The sequence below is a fragment of the Amycolatopsis sp. cmx-4-61 genome, assembly GCF_046548775.1.
In the GTDB taxonomy this organism is placed as follows: domain Bacteria; phylum Actinomycetota; class Actinomycetes; order Mycobacteriales; family Pseudonocardiaceae; genus Amycolatopsis.
In genome coordinates this window covers 22192-36799 of record NZ_JAEBEI010000002.1, presented here as the reverse complement: position 1 = coordinate 36799, position 14608 = coordinate 22192, and the positions used below count along the sequence as shown (strand labels likewise).

Annotated in this window: 13 protein-coding genes; 2 read left to right on the top strand and 11 right to left on the bottom strand. The window is 73.7% G+C overall.

Annotated features, from left to right (window positions below; all coding sequences use genetic code 11):
* Positions 1-17: 17 nt before the first annotated feature.
* From ACLJOU_RS08595 to ACLJOU_RS08550, 10 genes are read right to left on the bottom strand one after another with little or no spacing between them, the layout of a single operon-like run.
* Positions 18-950 carry an ABC transporter ATP-binding protein gene (locus ACLJOU_RS08595; RefSeq protein ID WP_410564857.1) on the bottom strand — a complete coding sequence of 311 codons (933 nt, stop codon included), beginning with the start codon at positions 948-950 and terminating at the stop codon, positions 18-20.
* Positions 947-2824 (bottom strand): dipeptide/oligopeptide/nickel ABC transporter permease/ATP-binding protein, encoded by a 1878-nt coding sequence (locus ACLJOU_RS08590; RefSeq protein WP_410564855.1) that lies wholly within the window; start codon positions 2822-2824, stop codon positions 947-949. The genes ACLJOU_RS08595 and ACLJOU_RS08590 overlap by 4 nt, the downstream gene beginning before the upstream one ends.
* Before the next feature lies 1 nt (position 2825).
* Positions 2826-3806: an ABC transporter permease gene (locus ACLJOU_RS08585; protein WP_410564854.1), complete on the bottom strand. Its 981-nt coding sequence runs from the start codon at positions 3804-3806 to the stop codon at positions 2826-2828.
* Positions 3803-5395, bottom strand: a complete 1593-nt coding sequence (locus tag ACLJOU_RS08580; protein ID WP_410564853.1) for an ABC transporter substrate-binding protein — start codon at positions 5393-5395, stop codon at positions 3803-3805. The genes ACLJOU_RS08585 and ACLJOU_RS08580 overlap by 4 nt, the downstream gene beginning before the upstream one ends.
* Positions 5392-6282 (bottom strand): serine hydrolase, encoded by an 891-nt coding sequence (locus tag ACLJOU_RS08575; protein ID WP_410564852.1) that lies wholly within the window; start codon positions 6280-6282, stop codon positions 5392-5394. The genes ACLJOU_RS08580 and ACLJOU_RS08575 overlap by 4 nt, the downstream gene beginning before the upstream one ends.
* Complete coding sequence (locus ACLJOU_RS08570; protein ID WP_410564850.1) at positions 6279-7664, bottom strand: serine hydrolase domain-containing protein; 1386 nt, start codon at positions 7662-7664, stop codon at positions 6279-6281. The genes ACLJOU_RS08575 and ACLJOU_RS08570 overlap by 4 nt, the downstream gene beginning before the upstream one ends.
* A 17-nt stretch (positions 7665-7681) precedes the next feature.
* Positions 7682-8785 (bottom strand): o-succinylbenzoate synthase, encoded by a 1104-nt coding sequence (gene menC / locus ACLJOU_RS08565; protein ID WP_410564848.1) that lies wholly within the window; start codon positions 8783-8785, stop codon positions 7682-7684.
* The gene (locus ACLJOU_RS08560; RefSeq protein WP_410564847.1) at positions 8782-9675 is read right to left on the bottom strand and encodes a GNAT family N-acetyltransferase; all 894 of its coding nucleotides are present in this window, start codon (positions 9673-9675) and stop codon (positions 8782-8784) included. The genes menC and ACLJOU_RS08560 overlap by 4 nt, the downstream gene beginning before the upstream one ends.
* Positions 9676-9698: 23 nt before the next feature.
* Positions 9699-10841: a M20 family metallopeptidase gene (locus tag ACLJOU_RS08555; protein ID WP_410564846.1), complete on the bottom strand. Its 1143-nt coding sequence runs from the start codon at positions 10839-10841 to the stop codon at positions 9699-9701.
* Positions 10838-12307, bottom strand: a complete 1470-nt coding sequence (locus ACLJOU_RS08550; protein ID WP_410564844.1) for an amidohydrolase family protein — start codon at positions 12305-12307, stop codon at positions 10838-10840. The genes ACLJOU_RS08555 and ACLJOU_RS08550 overlap by 4 nt, the downstream gene beginning before the upstream one ends.
* Positions 12308-12556: 249 nt before the next feature.
* On the opposite strand from ACLJOU_RS08550, the gene ACLJOU_RS08545 reads away from it, so the two are divergent.
* Positions 12557-12970: a DUF6010 family protein gene (locus ACLJOU_RS08545; RefSeq protein WP_410564842.1), complete on the top strand. Its 414-nt coding sequence runs from the start codon at positions 12557-12559 to the stop codon at positions 12968-12970.
* A 1-nt stretch (position 12971) separates the two neighbouring features.
* Positions 12972-13172, top strand: coding sequence for a hypothetical protein (locus tag ACLJOU_RS08540; RefSeq protein ID WP_360171337.1), 201 nt, complete (start codon positions 12972-12974; stop codon positions 13170-13172).
* A gap of 52 nt (positions 13173-13224) precedes the next feature.
* Here the strand turns inward: ACLJOU_RS08540 and ACLJOU_RS08535 are convergent, their stop codons facing one another.
* Positions 13225-14472 (bottom strand): hypothetical protein, encoded by a 1248-nt coding sequence (locus ACLJOU_RS08535; RefSeq protein ID WP_410564840.1) that lies wholly within the window; start codon positions 14470-14472, stop codon positions 13225-13227.
* Positions 14473-14608 lie beyond the last annotated feature (136 nt).

Here is a 14608-nt window from a genome sequence, read left to right as displayed (position 1 = left end):
CTTGTGGGATAGCGGTCTCACGCGGCGAAGTGGCAGGCGGCGTGGTGGGGCCGGTCGCCGGCGTCGCCCGCCGGGTCGGCGGTGACGCAGACGGTGCGGCCGGTGTGCACGAGCGGCCCGATCGGGCAGCGCGGGTGGTACCGGCACCCGGACGGCGGGTGGTGCGGGTCGGCCGGTTCGGTGTCGGCGAGCACGTCGTCGCCGGCGTCGTCGAGCAGGTTCCGGCGGGCGGACGGCGCGGCGGCCAGCAGGTCCCGCGTGTAGGGGTGTTTCGGATCGGTGAGGACCTGCTCGGCCGGCCCGGCCTCGACGATCCGGCCGAGGTACATCACCGCGACGACGTCGCTGACGTAGCGCACCACGGCGAGGTTGTGCGAGATGAACAGCATCGACAGCGCCAGCCGCCGCTGCACCTCCCGGACGAGGTTGAGCACCGCGCCCTGCACCGACACGTCGAGGGCGGAGGTGATCTCGTCGGCGATCAGCACCTTCGGCCGCCCCGCCAGCGCCCGGGCGAGCGCGACGCGCTGGCGCTGGCCGCCGGAGAGCCGGCCGGGCAGCGCCGCGGCGCGGTCCGGGTCGAGGTTCACCAGTTCGAGCAGCCGGGCGACCTCGGCCCGCCGTTCGGCGCGGGACGCGCCCGGCGGCATCGCCTCGGTGATCGACTCGCCGATCGCCATCCGCGGGTCCAGGGACGAATACGGGTCCTGGAACACCATCTGCAGCGGACGGCGCCGCGGGAGCCGCCGCACGTCGACGCCGTCGAGCAGCACGCGCCCCGCGCTGACCGGCGCGAGGCCCGCGGCCGCCTTGGCCAGGGTGGACTTGCCGGAGCCGGATTCGCCGACCAGGCCGACGACCTGTCCGGAAGGGACGGTCAGGCTGACGCCGTCGACCGCGGTGAGCCTGCCGTACCGGACGCTCACCGCGTCGAACTCCAGTGCGCTCATGCGGCACCTTCCTCGTGGTTCGGTCCGGAAAGGACGGTGACCTGCGGGTGCCAGCAGGCGACCCGGTGGCCGTCGCCCGCCGGCTCGAGCACCGGGTCTTCGGTGCGGCAGCGCTCCGAAGCCAGCGGGCACCGGGCCGCAAACGCGCACCCGTCGGGCACGCGGTCGGGTTCGGGCGGGCGGCCGGGGATCACTTCGAGGGGCTGGTCGCGATCGGTCTCGAGGTCGACGGTCGTGGCCAGCAGCGCCCGCGTGTACGGGTGCCGGGCGGGGGTCCCGGTCGGCAGGTCCTCGACGATCCGGCCGGCGTACATCACCAGCATCCGTTCGCACGTCTGCGAAACGACGGCGATGTCGTGGCTGATGAGCAGGATCGCCGCGCCTTCGGCTTCGCGCGTGCGGGCCAGCAGGCGCAGCACCTGCCGCTGCACGGTGACGTCGAGGGCGGTCGTCGGCTCGTCGGCGACGATCAGCTTCGGACGGCCCATCAGGCCCATCCCGATCATCGCGCGCTGCCGCATCCCGCCGGAGAACTCGTGCGGGTACTGCCGCGCCCGCCGCTCGGCCGCCGGGACGCGGACCGCGGCCAGCCGGTCCACCGCGCGGGCGAACGCCTGGCGCCGGGACAGGCCGTGGTGCTGCTCGGACACCTCGGCCAGCTGGCCGCCGACGCGGCGGGCCGGGTTGAACGACGTCATCGGGTCCTGGAACACCATGGCCAGTGCCGTGCCGAGCTCCCGGTCCGACGCGGTGTCGAGGGGTTTGCCGGCGAACTCGAGCCGGTCGGCGGTGACCACGCCGGGGGCTTCGACCAGCCGGGACACGGCCAGCGCGGTCAGGCTCTTGCCGGAACCGGACTCGCCGACGACGCCGATCGCTTCGCCTGCGCGGACGCTGAAGCTGACGCCGCGCACCGGGACCGTCCAGCTGTCCGGGCCGGGGAACGCCACCCGGAGGTTCTCCACCACGAGCACGGCGTCCGCGGACCGGTCCACGGCCGCGGGCCGGGCCGCCGGTGCCGGGGGCGCCCCGCGCCGCGTCACGCGCGTCCGGACGCCGACCACCGCCGCGACCGTTTCGCCGACCAGGTTGAACGCCAGCCCGGCCAGCACCACCGCCGCGGCGGGGCCGAGTGCGGCCGCCGGGTTGACGTAGATGCCGTCCAAGCCTTCGCGCAGCAGCCGTCCCCAGTCGTAGTCCGGCGCCTGGACGCCGATCCCGAGGAACGACAGCCCGGCGAAGGCCAGCAGCGCCGAGCCCGCCCCGATGGTCGCGTTGACGACGAGCGGCTCGCCGATGTTGGGCAGCACGTGCCGGGCCAGCAGCCGGATCCGGCCGACCCCGGCGATCCGGGCCGCGGCCACGAAATCGCGTCCGGAGACTGACGCCGAAAGCGTCTGGACGAGCCGGGCGAACGCCGGCGCCATCGCGAAGCCGATCGCCAGCACCGCACCCTGCGTGCCGACGCCGAAGATCACCGCGAGGAACAGGGCCAGCAGCAGCCCGGGGAACGCGACGGCGATGTCGACGACCGCGGTGAGCAGCCGGCCGGCCCGGCGGGGCAGCACGGACGGCAACGTCCCGAGGACGACGCCGGTGCCGGCGCCGATCGCGGTGGCGAGCACGGCCAGCCCCACCGAGAGCCGGGTCGCGACCAGCGTGCGCAGCAGCAGGTCGCGGCCGAGCGAGTCGGTGCCGAACGGGTGTGCCCCGGACGGGCCCTGGCCGATCGCGTCGGTGTCGATCGCGCCCGCGCCGTCGCCCCACAGCAGCGGGGCCAGTGCCGCCAGGACGACGACCAGCGCCAGCAGCACCGCCGAACACGCGCCCACCGGCGTGCGCACGGCCGCCGTCCACGATCCGCGTCGAGCCATCTCACGCCTCCCGAATGGCCGAGCGCGGGTCGAGCAGCCCGAGCACGACGTCGACCAGCAGGTTCACCAGCAGCACGCCGACGCCGTAGACGAGCACGATCCCCTGCACCAGCGGGTAGTCCTTCTGCAGGATCGACTGCACGATCGTCGAGCCGAGGCCGGGCCAGGCGAACACGTTCTCCACCAGCACCGTGCCCGCCACCATCCCGGTCAGCATCAGCCCGCCCAGCGTCAGCGTCGCGGTCACGGCGTTGGGCAGCGCGTGCCGGACGTAGACCAGCCGCGCGGGCAGCCGCTTCGCCCGCGCGGTGCGGACGAAGTCGGCGCCCAGCACCGCGAGCAGCTCGATCCGGAGCATCCGGGAGAGCACCGCCGCCGGCCCGGCCGCCAGCGCCGCCACCGGCAGGACGTAGGCGCTCACGTCGTCGCTGCCGGCCACCGGGAACCAGCCGAGCCCGACGGCGAGCAGCGCCACCAGCGCGACCGCGATCAGGAATTCGGGGACGGCACCGAGCAGCACGCTCACCCACGTGAACCCCAGCTCCGCGCCCCGGCGGCGGCCACCGCGGGTCAGCACCGCGAAGGTGACGCCGACCGGCACGGCCACCGCGACGACGACCGCGAACGCCGGGATCGCCAGCTGCAGGGTCGACGGCAGCCGGTCGCCGATCACCTGGGTGACCGCCTGGCCGCTCGCCATCGACGTCCCGAGGTCCCCGGTGAACAGCCCCCGCAGGTAGTGCCCGTACTGCACCCACAGCGGGTCGTCCAGGCCGAGCTCCAGCCGCTTCGCCCGGACCAGGTCGGCCGGGGCGGTCAGGCCGAGCGCGGCCCGGACGGGGTCGCCGGGCACCAGGTGGATCATCAGGAAGGCCGCGGTGACCAGCGCCCACAGCGAGACGGCGAACCGGGTCAGCCGCCGCGCGGCGAACGCCGGCCACGGTCCGCCCCGCAGGCGCGCGGGTGCCGCCGCCGTGGTCATCGCGCGTACATCCGGATCGACGACGGCGTGATGCTGCCCTGGCCGACCTCGAACCGCGCACCGCTCGCGTAGATCGGCACCACCGAGTCGATGTAGGGCACCACGTCGACGCGCTTCACCAGCGCGGTCTCGGCGGCCTGCCAGGCCGGGCAGCTGGCGGTACCGGCCATCGCGGCCGCCTGCTTCACGGCCTGCTCGTACCCCGGGTTGGCGATGTGGCCGAAGTTGGTCCCGTCCGGCGCGGCCGGGCCGGACACGAACGGCACGAGCTGGCTGGGCAGGGTGAGCCCGACCGGTCCGAGCGAGACCTCCCACTCCCCGGTGCCGAAGAGCACCTGGGACAGGCCGGGGCTGTCGACGGCCTTGAGCGTGACCTCGGCGCCGAGGGTCTTCCAGGTCTGCTGGACCAGTTCGGCGGTGGGGGCCATCGTCGGGCCGAGCTGGGTGCCGTAGAGGACGGTGAGGGCCAGGCGCTTGCCGCCCTTGGCGCGCACGCCGTCCGGGCCCGCCTTCCAGCCCGCCGCGTCCAACGCGGCCGCCGCGGCGGCCGGGTCGTGGTTCGGCAGGTGGCCGGCGACGGTGTCGCCCGGGCACGCCTTCGGCTCGGCGGTGACCAGGCCCTGGGACGGCTTGCCGGTGCCGTTGGTCAGCACCTTGCCGAGCTGGGCCAGGTCGAGCGCCTGGGTCAGCGCGCGCCGGACCCCTTCGTCCTGTCCGGGACGACCGGGCGCCTGGTTGTAGAAGATCTCCCCGAGCGGCGCGAGGAAGTCGGCGTGGAAGAGCTTCCGGCCTTCGAGCCGCTGGCGGTCCGGGCCGTTGATCTGGCTGGCGTTCAGCTCGCCGGACAGCAGCAGGTTCGTCGCGGTCGAGGTGTTCGGGATGACCCGGGCGACGACCTTGTCCGGCAGGCCGGCCTGCTGCGCCTTCCAGTCCCCCGGCCCCCAGGTGTAGTCCTTGCGGCGGGTGAACGTGTAGTGGTCGTTCGGGACGACCTCGGAGACGGCGAACATGCCGGTGCCGCTGCCGCCCTTGGCCAGCAGCTTCCGGTCGGCCAGCCCCTTGGCGCAGACGATCGGCAGGCTGCCGACGTTGCGGAGCAGGAACGCGTCGGGCGCGCCGCTGGTGACGGTGATCGTCCGGGTGGCTTCGTCGGCGGTGGCCTTCGTGCCCGCCGCGATGGTCAGCCCGGCGTAGGGCGACTTGTTCGCCGGGTCGCCGACGAACCCGATGTTCGCGGCGACGTCGGCGGCGGTCAGCGGGGCGCCGTCCGCGCAGGTGATGCCCGGGCGCAGGGTGAAGGACGCCGTGGTCGTCGTGGCGTCCCACTTCTCGGCCAGCAGCGGGACGGGCTTGCCGTCGGGCGCGAGGTCGAGCAGCGGGTCGTAGAGGAACCGGTCGACCTGGCCGGTGACCGACAGCACCGACATGTGCGGGTCGAGGTTGCCGGGGTCGGAGGCGATGCCGAGGTTGAACGTCTTGCCGTCGGCCAGTGCGCCGCCGGCCGCGTCGGCGCCGCCCGGGCCCCCGCAGGCGGTGGCCGCGAGGGCGAGCGCGCCGAGCAGGACCACCGCCGTCCGTGTCTGGGTCATGGGGTTTCCTTCCGCAGGTGGTCCACGGCGAGCCGGCCGGCCCGGCCGATCGCCGCATCGATGGCGGGCTGGCGCTCGGCCAGGGAGTTCGCGCGGGTGAACACCGCGACGGCGAAGCGGCGGCCGTCCGGGAACGACACGACGCCGGCTTCGTTGCGGACCGCCGGCAGGGTGCCGGTCTTGGCCGCGATCGTGACGTCCGAAGGGAACCCGGACGAGAGGCGGTGGGGCCAGATCTGCCGGGCCAGCATCGAGCGGACCCGCTCGCACGCCGCCGGTTCGCCGGCGCGGCCGGTCCACACCGCGTCGAGCAGCTCGGTGATCTCCCGTGGCGTGGACGACGTCGTGCGCTCGGGGTCCAGCACCGCGAGCTTCCACGTCTGCTCGGGGGTCGCGCCCGCGAACACCGCGTCGAGGTCGGCGTCGTCGGACGCGCCCAGATCGGCGAGCACCGAGGCGAACAGGTCCTCGCAGCAGCCGGCCAGCCGGGTGCGGCGGAGCCCGAGGTCGGCCAGTACGCGGTCGACGGCGGCCGCCCCGATCCGGTGGTAGACGACGTCGGTGGCGGCGTTGTCGCTCATCGTCAGCATGAACAGCGCGAGGTCGCGCCAGCTCATTTCGACGTCGTCGGCGCAGCCCGCGGTGCCGATGCCGCCGATGCGGTAGCGCGGGCCGACGCGGGTGCGGGCGGTCTCGTCGAGCCGCCCCGCGGCCACTTCGCGGGCGTAGGCGACGGCGACGGGGATCTTGAACACCGACGCCAGCACCACCGGGTCGTCCGCGCCGACGGCCACTTCCGGCCCGCCGCCGATTTCCCGCGCGTGCAGGAACCCGCGCGCGCCCGCGTCGGCGAAGACGCCGGCGATCTCCGCTTCGACGGCGCTCACACCGTCACCCGCCGGTCGGCGCGCCCGGTGTGCAGGTACAGCGCGCGGCCGGTGCCGTCGTCGCCGACGAAGGCGTGCGGGATGTACATGCCCTGCATCGGCTCGGCCAGGATCAGCGTGTCGCCGTTCAGTGCGACGAGCTCGATCTTCTCCGGCTTGGCGAGCTCGGCGAAGATGCCCTTGGGGATGCGCTCGACCCAGATCCGGCCGTCGTCGTCCTGGCTGACCACGATGTCCGCCACCGAAGACGAGTATTCGCCCACGTACCGCGTGGCGTCGATGCGCGGCGCAGCCGGGTCGGGCACCGGCGGCACCCGCAGCTCGATCCCGGTCAGCTCGCGCAGGAGGTGCCCGACGACCTCGGTGTAGACGGCGATCGTGTCGCCGCCGTTGGTCAGCAAGGCCACCGCGACGTCGTGTCCGGGAGCCAGCCGGAGGAACGCGGACTGGCCGATCGTGCCGCCGTCGTGGCCGACCACCGGTCCGCCGGGCGCGTCGAACAGCGACCAGCCGAGCCCCCAGGCGTCGCCGAAGATGCCCAGTTCGGGCAGCTCCACCAGGCGTTCGCGCATGGCGCGGGCGCTCTCGGCGCTCAGCACGCGAGTGCCGTCAGGGCCTTCGCCGTCCCGCAGGTGCATGGCCGCGAACTGCACCAGGTCCCGCGGGCGCATCGCGAGCATCGACCCGGCCGGGGCGTTGGACGGCGCCAGCGCCCAGGTGCCCGCGGGTTCGGGGTCGGCGCCGGGCTCGGCCGTCAGGTGCCCGAGCGCGGCGCGGAACCGGATCGCCTCGTACGGGCTCGGCGCCGCGTGCGTCAGGCCGAGCGGCGTGAACAGGTGGTCCTGGAGGCATTCGTCGTAGGTCTTGCCGCGCAGCACTTCCACGAGCCGGCCGAGCACGCAGAAGGCCGCGTTGTTGTAGGAGAACATCTCGCCGGGGGCGAACAGCTGGGGCACGTTGCCGAGGGTGGCGACGTACTTCTCGATGCAGTCGGCGCCGCGGCCGGTGTCGGTGAAGATGTCCCCTTCGAAGCCGGCGGTATGGCACATCAGCTGCCGGACGGTGATCCGCGCGGCCGCGGCGTCGTCGCCGAGCACGAACTCCGGCAGGTACTGCCGGACCGGCTGGTCGAGGTCGAGGACGCCGTCGTCGACGAGCTGCATGGCCAGCGTCGTCGTCCAGACCTTGGTGATCGAGCCGATCTGGAACAGCGAATCGGTGTCCGCTTCGACGCCGGTGCCCGTGTTGAGCACCCCGGCGGCGGAGTCGATGATTTCGCCGCCGGCGTACACGGCGACGGCCGCACCCGGCACGTGGTGTTCGGCCAGCAGGGCGGGGAGCCGGGTGTCCAGCCAGGCGGAGAGCTCGGGGAGTTTCGACATGGGGACCTCTCGTTTCGCTAGGCGAGCCAGGACTTCGCGGTGGTCACCTCGGCCAGCCGCTCGGGGATCGGGGTGACGCCGAGGCCGGGGCCGGACGGCACCGGCAGCCGGCCGGCGTCGAGCACGAACGGCTCGGTGATGTCGGTGCGGTAGAACCGGTCCGACGCCGAGGTGTCGCCGGGCAGGGTGAACCCGGGCAGCGACGCGAGCGCGACGTTGGCCGCCCGGCCCAGCCCGGTTTCGAGCATCCCGCCGCACCAGACCGGGACGCCGTGCGCGGCACAGACGTCGTGCACCCGCCGCGCCTCCAGGTAGCCGCCCACGCGGCTCGGCTTGATGTTGACGATCGCGCAGGCGCCGAGCCGGATCGCGGCGGCGGCCGAAGCCGCCGAAACGACGGTCTCGTCGAGGCAGATCGGCGTCCGCAGCTGCCGGGCCAGTTCGGCGTGGCCCAGCACGTCTTCTTCCTCCAGCGGCTGCTCGATCAGCAGCAGCCCGAACGGGTCGAGCCGTTGCAGCTGCGGGACGTCCGAGAGCGTGTACGCGGTGTTCGCGTCGACCTGCAGCAGGATGTCGTCGCCGAAGCGCTCGCGGACCGCGCGCACCGGCTCGACGTCCCAGCCGGGTTCGATCTTGAGCTTGATGCGGAGGTAGCCGGCGTCGAGGTAGCCGCCGACCACGTCCAGCAGCTGCGGGATCGACTCCATGATCCCGACGGACACCCCGCACGGCACGGTGTCCGATGTGGACCCGAGCGCGGCGCCGAACGACATGCCGTGCGCGCGCAGTTCGGCGTCGAGGACCGCCATCTCGAGGGCGGCCTTGGCCATCCGGTGGCCCTTGAACTTCGCCAGCAGCGGCGCGACGCGGTGCGCCGTGAGTTCCCCGGCCGCCAGCAGCGCCGGGACGAGGAAGGTCCGCAGCACGTGTTCGACGCCGTCGATGTACTCCGAGGAGTAGAGCGGGTCCGCCATCGCCCCGCACTCGCCCCAGCCTTCGCCCTCGGACGTCACCGCACGCAGGAGCAGCAGCTCGCGGGCGGACTGGGTCCCGAACGACGTCCGGAAGGGGGCGACCAGTGGCATCCGCACGCGGAGGAGTTCCACACCGGTGAGTTTCACGACGAAGGCTCCTTGTTCAGCACGTACCAGCCGGCCCGATCGAATCCGGTCACCGCGGCGCCCTCGGCGAGCAGGCCGCCCAGCACCTCCCGCAGCGCGACCCGCCACGCCCGGCCCTGGTCCGGGTCGGTGCGCCGGAGCGCCTCGATGTCGGCCGGGACGGCGACCAGCACCACCGGCGCGTCCGCGGCGCCGGTGACCGGTCCGCCGTCGGAGCCCGCCGCCAGGGCGACCGCCGCTCCCCCGGCCCGCAGCGCCGCCGCGTCCACCCGGTCCGGCCGGCCGGCGGCGGCCGCCCGCACGGCCGGGCTCGCCAGGTCCCAGGCGACCATCAGGCGGTCGGTGTCGCCGGTGCCGTTGATGCCGTCCTGCATCGGGCCGTAGAAGTCCGGCAGGTAGCGCACCGGGCGGCCGGCGAGCTTGGTCAGGTTGAAGTGGGCGTTGCGGCGCACCAGCGGGTCGAACGTCCAGGAGATCAGCGCGACCCCCTGGCGCAGCGCCCACGCGCGCTGGTGCTGCTTGAGCGCGAAGCCGATGCCGCGGCCGTGCCCGGTCGTGGCGACGCCGGCGATGTGGCTGTGCAGTCCTCCCTTCGCGGGTTCACCGAAGAACCCGAAGCAGGCGCCGAGCAGTTCGGGCCCGTCGAAGGCCCCGGCGACGTAGTTGCCCGCCGAGACCATGGCCCGCAGCAGTTCGGCCGTCACGAGCGGGTTTCCCGGGGCGGGCCGCCAGATCGACTCGAAGAGCCGGGACACCGCGGCCAGGTCGGCGACCTCGGCCAGGGTCCGGATCCGGACGCCCGAGGCGAGGGCGGCGCCGGCCGCCGCGGCGGTGGCCTCGTCCCGCACCAGCGGCACTGTGTTCGTCACGACTTCTGTCACGCTCACCATCCTTTCCGGACGGTCATCGCTCGTCACCGTTGTCCCGTACGGGATTCTCGGTGCCGGTTCGTCGGCGTCGACGAACTTCGTTGCGCCAGCACGGATTCGGTGAGCGCGGCGAGCAGCGCGGTCCGCCGGGGCAGCTCCGCGACGACGACGTGTTCGTCGTCGGCGTGCGCTCCCCCGCCCACCGCGCCGAGCCCGTCGAGCGTCGGAATGCCCAGTCCCGCCGTGAAATTGCCGTCCGACGCACCGCCGACCGCGGCCTGGGTGAGCGGCCCGATGCCCAACCCGGCCGCGAGTGCGTCCGCGAGCTCGAACAGCTCCGCCGACGCCGCGGCCTCCAGCGGCGGCCGGTTGATGCCGCCCGCGATGCGGATCCGCGCGTCCGCCAGCACCGGCGCCAGGTTCCGCACGGCCCGGTCGACGCGGTCCTGTTCGGCCACGTCCCACACGCGCGCGTCGACGGCGACGCTCGCCGCGGCCGGCACGGTGTTGGTCGTGGTCCCGGCGCGCAGCGCGGTCGGCACGACGGTGGTCCCGCGGCCGGCGTCGGCGAGCGCGGCGACCGCGAGGATCTGGTGCGCCACCTCGATCCCCGCGTTGACGCCCTTCTCGGGTTCGAGCCCGGCGTGCGCGGCCCGGCCTTCCACCTCGATCCAGTACTGGGAAACGCCTTTGCGGCGCGTTTTCAGCGCCCCGCCGTCGGCCGAGGCCTCGAGCACGAACACCGCGGCGCAGCTTCGGGCCTCCTCCTCGATGAGCGCGCGGGACAGCGGCGACCCGATCTCTTCGTCGCCGGTGACGAGGATGGCCACGCCGGCGCGGTCCGGCAGGGCCGCGGCGGCGTGCAGGGCCATGACGACGCCGGCCTTCATGTCGAAACACCCGGGGCCGCGCAGGATGCCGTCCTCGACGGCGAAGGGGTGGGTCCGCAGCGAGCCGAGCGGCCACACGGTGTCGTGGTGGCCGAGCAGCAGCACGCGCGGCGGACCGTCGCCGAACCGCCACCGCAGGTGCGTGCACCCGTCGGTGACCAGGCGCTCCGGCTCGGCGCCGAGGAGGCGGCGGCCGACGCCGGCGACGGTTTCGGCGCTGCGCGCGACGGCCTCGAGGTCCGACGAAGGCGATTCGCAGCGGACGAGCGTTTCGATGTCGGCGATCAGCTCGCTCACCGGGGCTCACCCCGCAGCGGCCGGCCCGGCAGGGCGGCGGTGTCGAGTTCGCCGCCGGCGACCACCGGAACCCCGGCCACGTAGAGGTGCCGGACACCGAGCGAAGGCCGCGTGGGCTCGGCGTAGGTGGCCGTGTCGGTGATCCGTCCGGGATCCAGGACGACGACGTCGGCGTCGGCCCCGGCGGCCAGCCGGCCCTTGCGGCGGGCAGCGGGCGCGACGTCGTCGAGGAGCCGCGAGGGCAGGTAGGAACAACGCCGGAATGCTTCCAGCCAGCTCCAGGCGCCGGTCTCGCGGACCATCAGCCGCAGGGTCTTGGCGAAGGTGCCCGCCGTGCGCGGGTGCGTCCGCCCGCCCGGCGGCAGCGGCCACTCGGTGCTTTCCGAGCGGCCGTCCGGCCAGGCCACCGGCATCGCGTCGCTGGCGACGACGGCGTCGGGAAAGGCCAGCGCCCGGTGCAGGAGCGCGCGTTCGCGGGGGTTCTCCTCGTCGAGGAACTCCAGCAGGCACGGCGCGCCCGGGTCGTCCCGGCGCAGCCGGCGCAGGCGGGCTTCGTCGCGCACGCGTTCCCCGGTTTCCAGCATGACCACACTGGACGGACGGAGTCCCTTGAGCCGCAGGCGATCCGGTTCGATGAACGCGGCACCGACCGCGGTGCTGCCCGCGCCGTAGGGGTAGGCCTCGACGGTGACGCGCGAGCCCGCGCGGCGGGCGTCGTCGAGGGTGGCGAGGACGCGGTCGATGTGGTGGCCCGAGGTGCTGTTGACGTGGCAGTGGTGCATCGCGGCGCCCGTCTCCCCCGCGGCCGCGGCGATCTCCGCCGAGCCGTCGACCGGGATCGCGGGATCGACCTCGACCAGCTCGCGCACGTGGGTGTAGGTGGGCACCCCGGCCATCGCGGCGAGGTGGGCGACGGCGAGGAACTCGCCGGGGGCCGTCTGGGGCGCGTAGCCCATGAGGACACCGATCCCGAGGGCACCGGCCGCGAGCTCGGTGTCCAGCAGGGACAGCCAGGCGGCCAGCTCCTGCGACGAGGAAGACCGTTGCCACGCGGGGTTGCCCAGGACGGCCAAGCCGCTGTCGATGTTCGCGTCGGGCTCGATCCCGGCCAGCACCTGCGCCCGGGCCGCCCCCCAGGAGGCGGAGAAGCCGTAGTGCAGCGGCCGCCCGGCCGCGGCGGCTTCGGCGTAGGCCCGCTCGACGGGCATCAGGCCGGCTTCGAGGTCGAGCGCGGTGGTGACGCCGTCCATCGCCTGCAGCCGCTGCCCGGCGACGGAGTGCACGTGGCTGTGCAGGTCGACGAACCCGGGGCCGACGACGAGCCCGGTGACGTCGACCTCGGTGGCCTCCGCGGTCAACCCCGCGCCGACGGCCTCGATCCCGGCCTCGGAGAGGAGCACGTCGGCGACGCCGTCGAACCCGGTCCCCGGATCGACGACCCGCCCGCCCCGCAAGAGTGTCCGCACCCGCCGCCTCCTCGTCACCGCCCGATCGGGGTGACGTTAGGAGGATTTCGGCCCGCACCGTTCGTGCGCGACGACGAATCGCGGCGGTGAGGTTGAGCCGCCCGGACGAACCAGCCCGGCCGGCCCTGCGGGTACGCGACGCGCCCGTCCGGGTACGAACGACCGCTCGCGGTCAGGTGGCGAGATCCCGGTGCCCGCTGACCGTCAAGCCACTGTCCGCCCGGACGTCCCCTTCCTACCGTCGGAGTCGTGCTCGAGATCTTCGCGCCGATCGTCATCGGCCTCGTCTACGTCCTGCTCAACTCGCTGATCCCGGACCGGCACCGGCAGCGCTTCAACGCCGTCATGGTCGGCGGCGCGGGCGCGGCCTACCTCTCCGGCGGCGCGCTGGGGCCCTGGGAACTGGTCTTCTGCGCGGTGCTGACCTACGTCGCGCTCCGCGGGCTCGACTCGTGGACGTTCATCGGCATCGGCTGGCTGCTGCACACCGCCTGGGACGTCGTCCACCACCTCAAGGGCCAGCCGATCCTGCCGTTCGCCCACGGCTCGTCGTTCGGCTGCGCGATCTGCGACCCGGTCATCGCGATCTGGTGCTTCAGCGGCGGCCGGCCGGTGTGGCCGCGGCGGCGGGTTGACGCGGCGCCGCCCGGGGTACCCGGCTGACATGAGCGCCGACGTCGAACGCGCCGCGCACGCCTACTGTCCCCGGTGCCACCCGGACCCGCGCCCCGGGGACGTCATCCAGGCGCTGTGCGGTGCCCGCCACCCGTACTTCGGCCGCCGCGACCGGCCGGTCAACACCTGCCCCGCCTGCGTGACGCTGGCTTCGGCCAACGTCTACGCCTGCGGCCACCCCGGCGCCTGAACGCCGGAACGCACCGCCCCGGGACCGGGACGGTCCGTTCCGCGAACCCGGCTCACCCGGGCAGCGAGGACAGCGGCACCGCGAACACCGCGCGGCCGCAGGTCTGGTTCTTCGCCGCGCAGTCGGCCGTCGACCACTCGGACTGGGACCACACCAGGCCCGTCGACCAGTCGTAGGTCAGGGCCTCCGGGTGGACCGCCCAGCAGGCCGCCGTCCCGGCGTCGCAGGTCGCCGAGCTGCTCTTCGCCGTCGTCTGGCTCCAGAGCTGGCCGTTGATCGTCGCCGAGCTGTGGGCGACGTACCACCTGCCGTCGTGAGACAGCACGCCCTGCATGTTGCCGACCGAGCTGCGCAGCGCTTCGGTCGCGGCCACCGTGCCGGACGAGGCCGCCAGCAGGTAGTCCGTGCCCAGCGGGTAGCGGTAGAGACGGCCGTGGAGGCTCTGGTCGGAGAAGTACTCCGTCGTCACGACGCTGGCCGGGCTGGTGCTGCGGTCCAGCGACATCGACGAGAAGCACGGCACGCCCGTGTCGGAGGCCATGCTGCAGGTGCCACCGGCGTAGGTGTAGTAGCCGACCTGCATCATCGCGTACTTGTACGTGTAGGCGGCGTACCCGCCGGAGGTCTTGCCGATCGAGTTCGACGTCGTGTCGGTCAGCTGCAGGATGTGCTTGGTGCTGAACACGCGGATGGCGGTCGAGGTGCTGCCTTCGGCCGTCACGTAGATCTTGTCGCCGTACCAGGCCATCCCGCCCATGTGGGCCTGCGCCGCGGAGAAGCTGGAGCCGGTGCTGTTCGGCACGGCCAGGTAGAGCATCCGGTAGGACGGCGCAGCCGGGTTGTCGTAGTTGATCGCCTGGATCCGCGCGTCGTTGTAGCGGCCGAGTGCGTCGGTGCCGTGCCAGCCGGAGAGGATGATCTTGTCGTCGCCCCACTTGCCGTCGTCGTCGGCGTCGCCGGAGGTCGTGATGCCCTGGGGGCTCCAGGTCGTCGTTCCGGCGCGGTCGGCGTCCCAGCACATCGACTTGGTGGCCGCCGGCGCCTTGGGCAGCGCGGCCTTTTCCGCGGCGGTACAGCCGGTCATGTCGTAGCTGGTGTCGTTGACGACGGTGTTCATGCTGACGTTCGGCAGCGCGTTGTCCAGCGCGGTCAGGGCGGCGGCCGGGGTGGCGTGCCACACGAGGCTCTGCTTGGCCGTCGTCGTCAGCGGGTCGCTGTAGGCGGCGCTCGCCGTCCCGGGCAGCGCCAGTGCGCCGGCCGCCACGGCCAGCGCGAGCAGGATGACCTTCGGAGTTCTCATGGCCCGAGTACGCCAGCCGGCGATCCAAAATCCGTACACCGGCCTTGTACGCCCGTTGTACCACCGACCGTCCACTGTGGAGCGCGCTCGGCGGAGGGCGATCGCGGGGGCGGTGGGTTATTCCCTCCCGCGGGCA

Coding starts and splice junctions, on each gene's coding strand:
- ACLJOU_RS08560 (WP_410564847.1), bottom strand. CDS start 9,675: ATGGTGAGCGTGACAGAAGTCGTGACGAACACAGTGCCGCTGGTGCGG.
- ACLJOU_RS08570 (WP_410564850.1), bottom strand. CDS start 7,664: ATGTCGAAACTCCCCGAGCTCTCCGCCTGGCTGGACACCCGGCTCCCC.
- ACLJOU_RS08535 (WP_410564840.1), bottom strand. CDS start 14,472: ATGAGAACTCCGAAGGTCATCCTGCTCGCGCTGGCCGTGGCGGCCGGC.
- ACLJOU_RS08585 (WP_410564854.1), bottom strand. CDS start 3,806: ATGACCACGGCGGCGGCACCCGCGCGCCTGCGGGGCGGACCGTGGCCG.
- ACLJOU_RS08580 (WP_410564853.1), bottom strand. CDS start 5,395: ATGACCCAGACACGGACGGCGGTGGTCCTGCTCGGCGCGCTCGCCCTC.
- ACLJOU_RS08590 (WP_410564855.1), bottom strand. CDS start 2,824: ATGGCTCGACGCGGATCGTGGACGGCGGCCGTGCGCACGCCGGTGGGC.
- ACLJOU_RS08540 (WP_360171337.1), top strand. CDS start 12,972: ATGAGCGCCGACGTCGAACGCGCCGCGCACGCCTACTGTCCCCGGTGC.
- ACLJOU_RS08595 (WP_410564857.1), bottom strand. CDS start 950: ATGAGCGCACTGGAGTTCGACGCGGTGAGCGTCCGGTACGGCAGGCTC.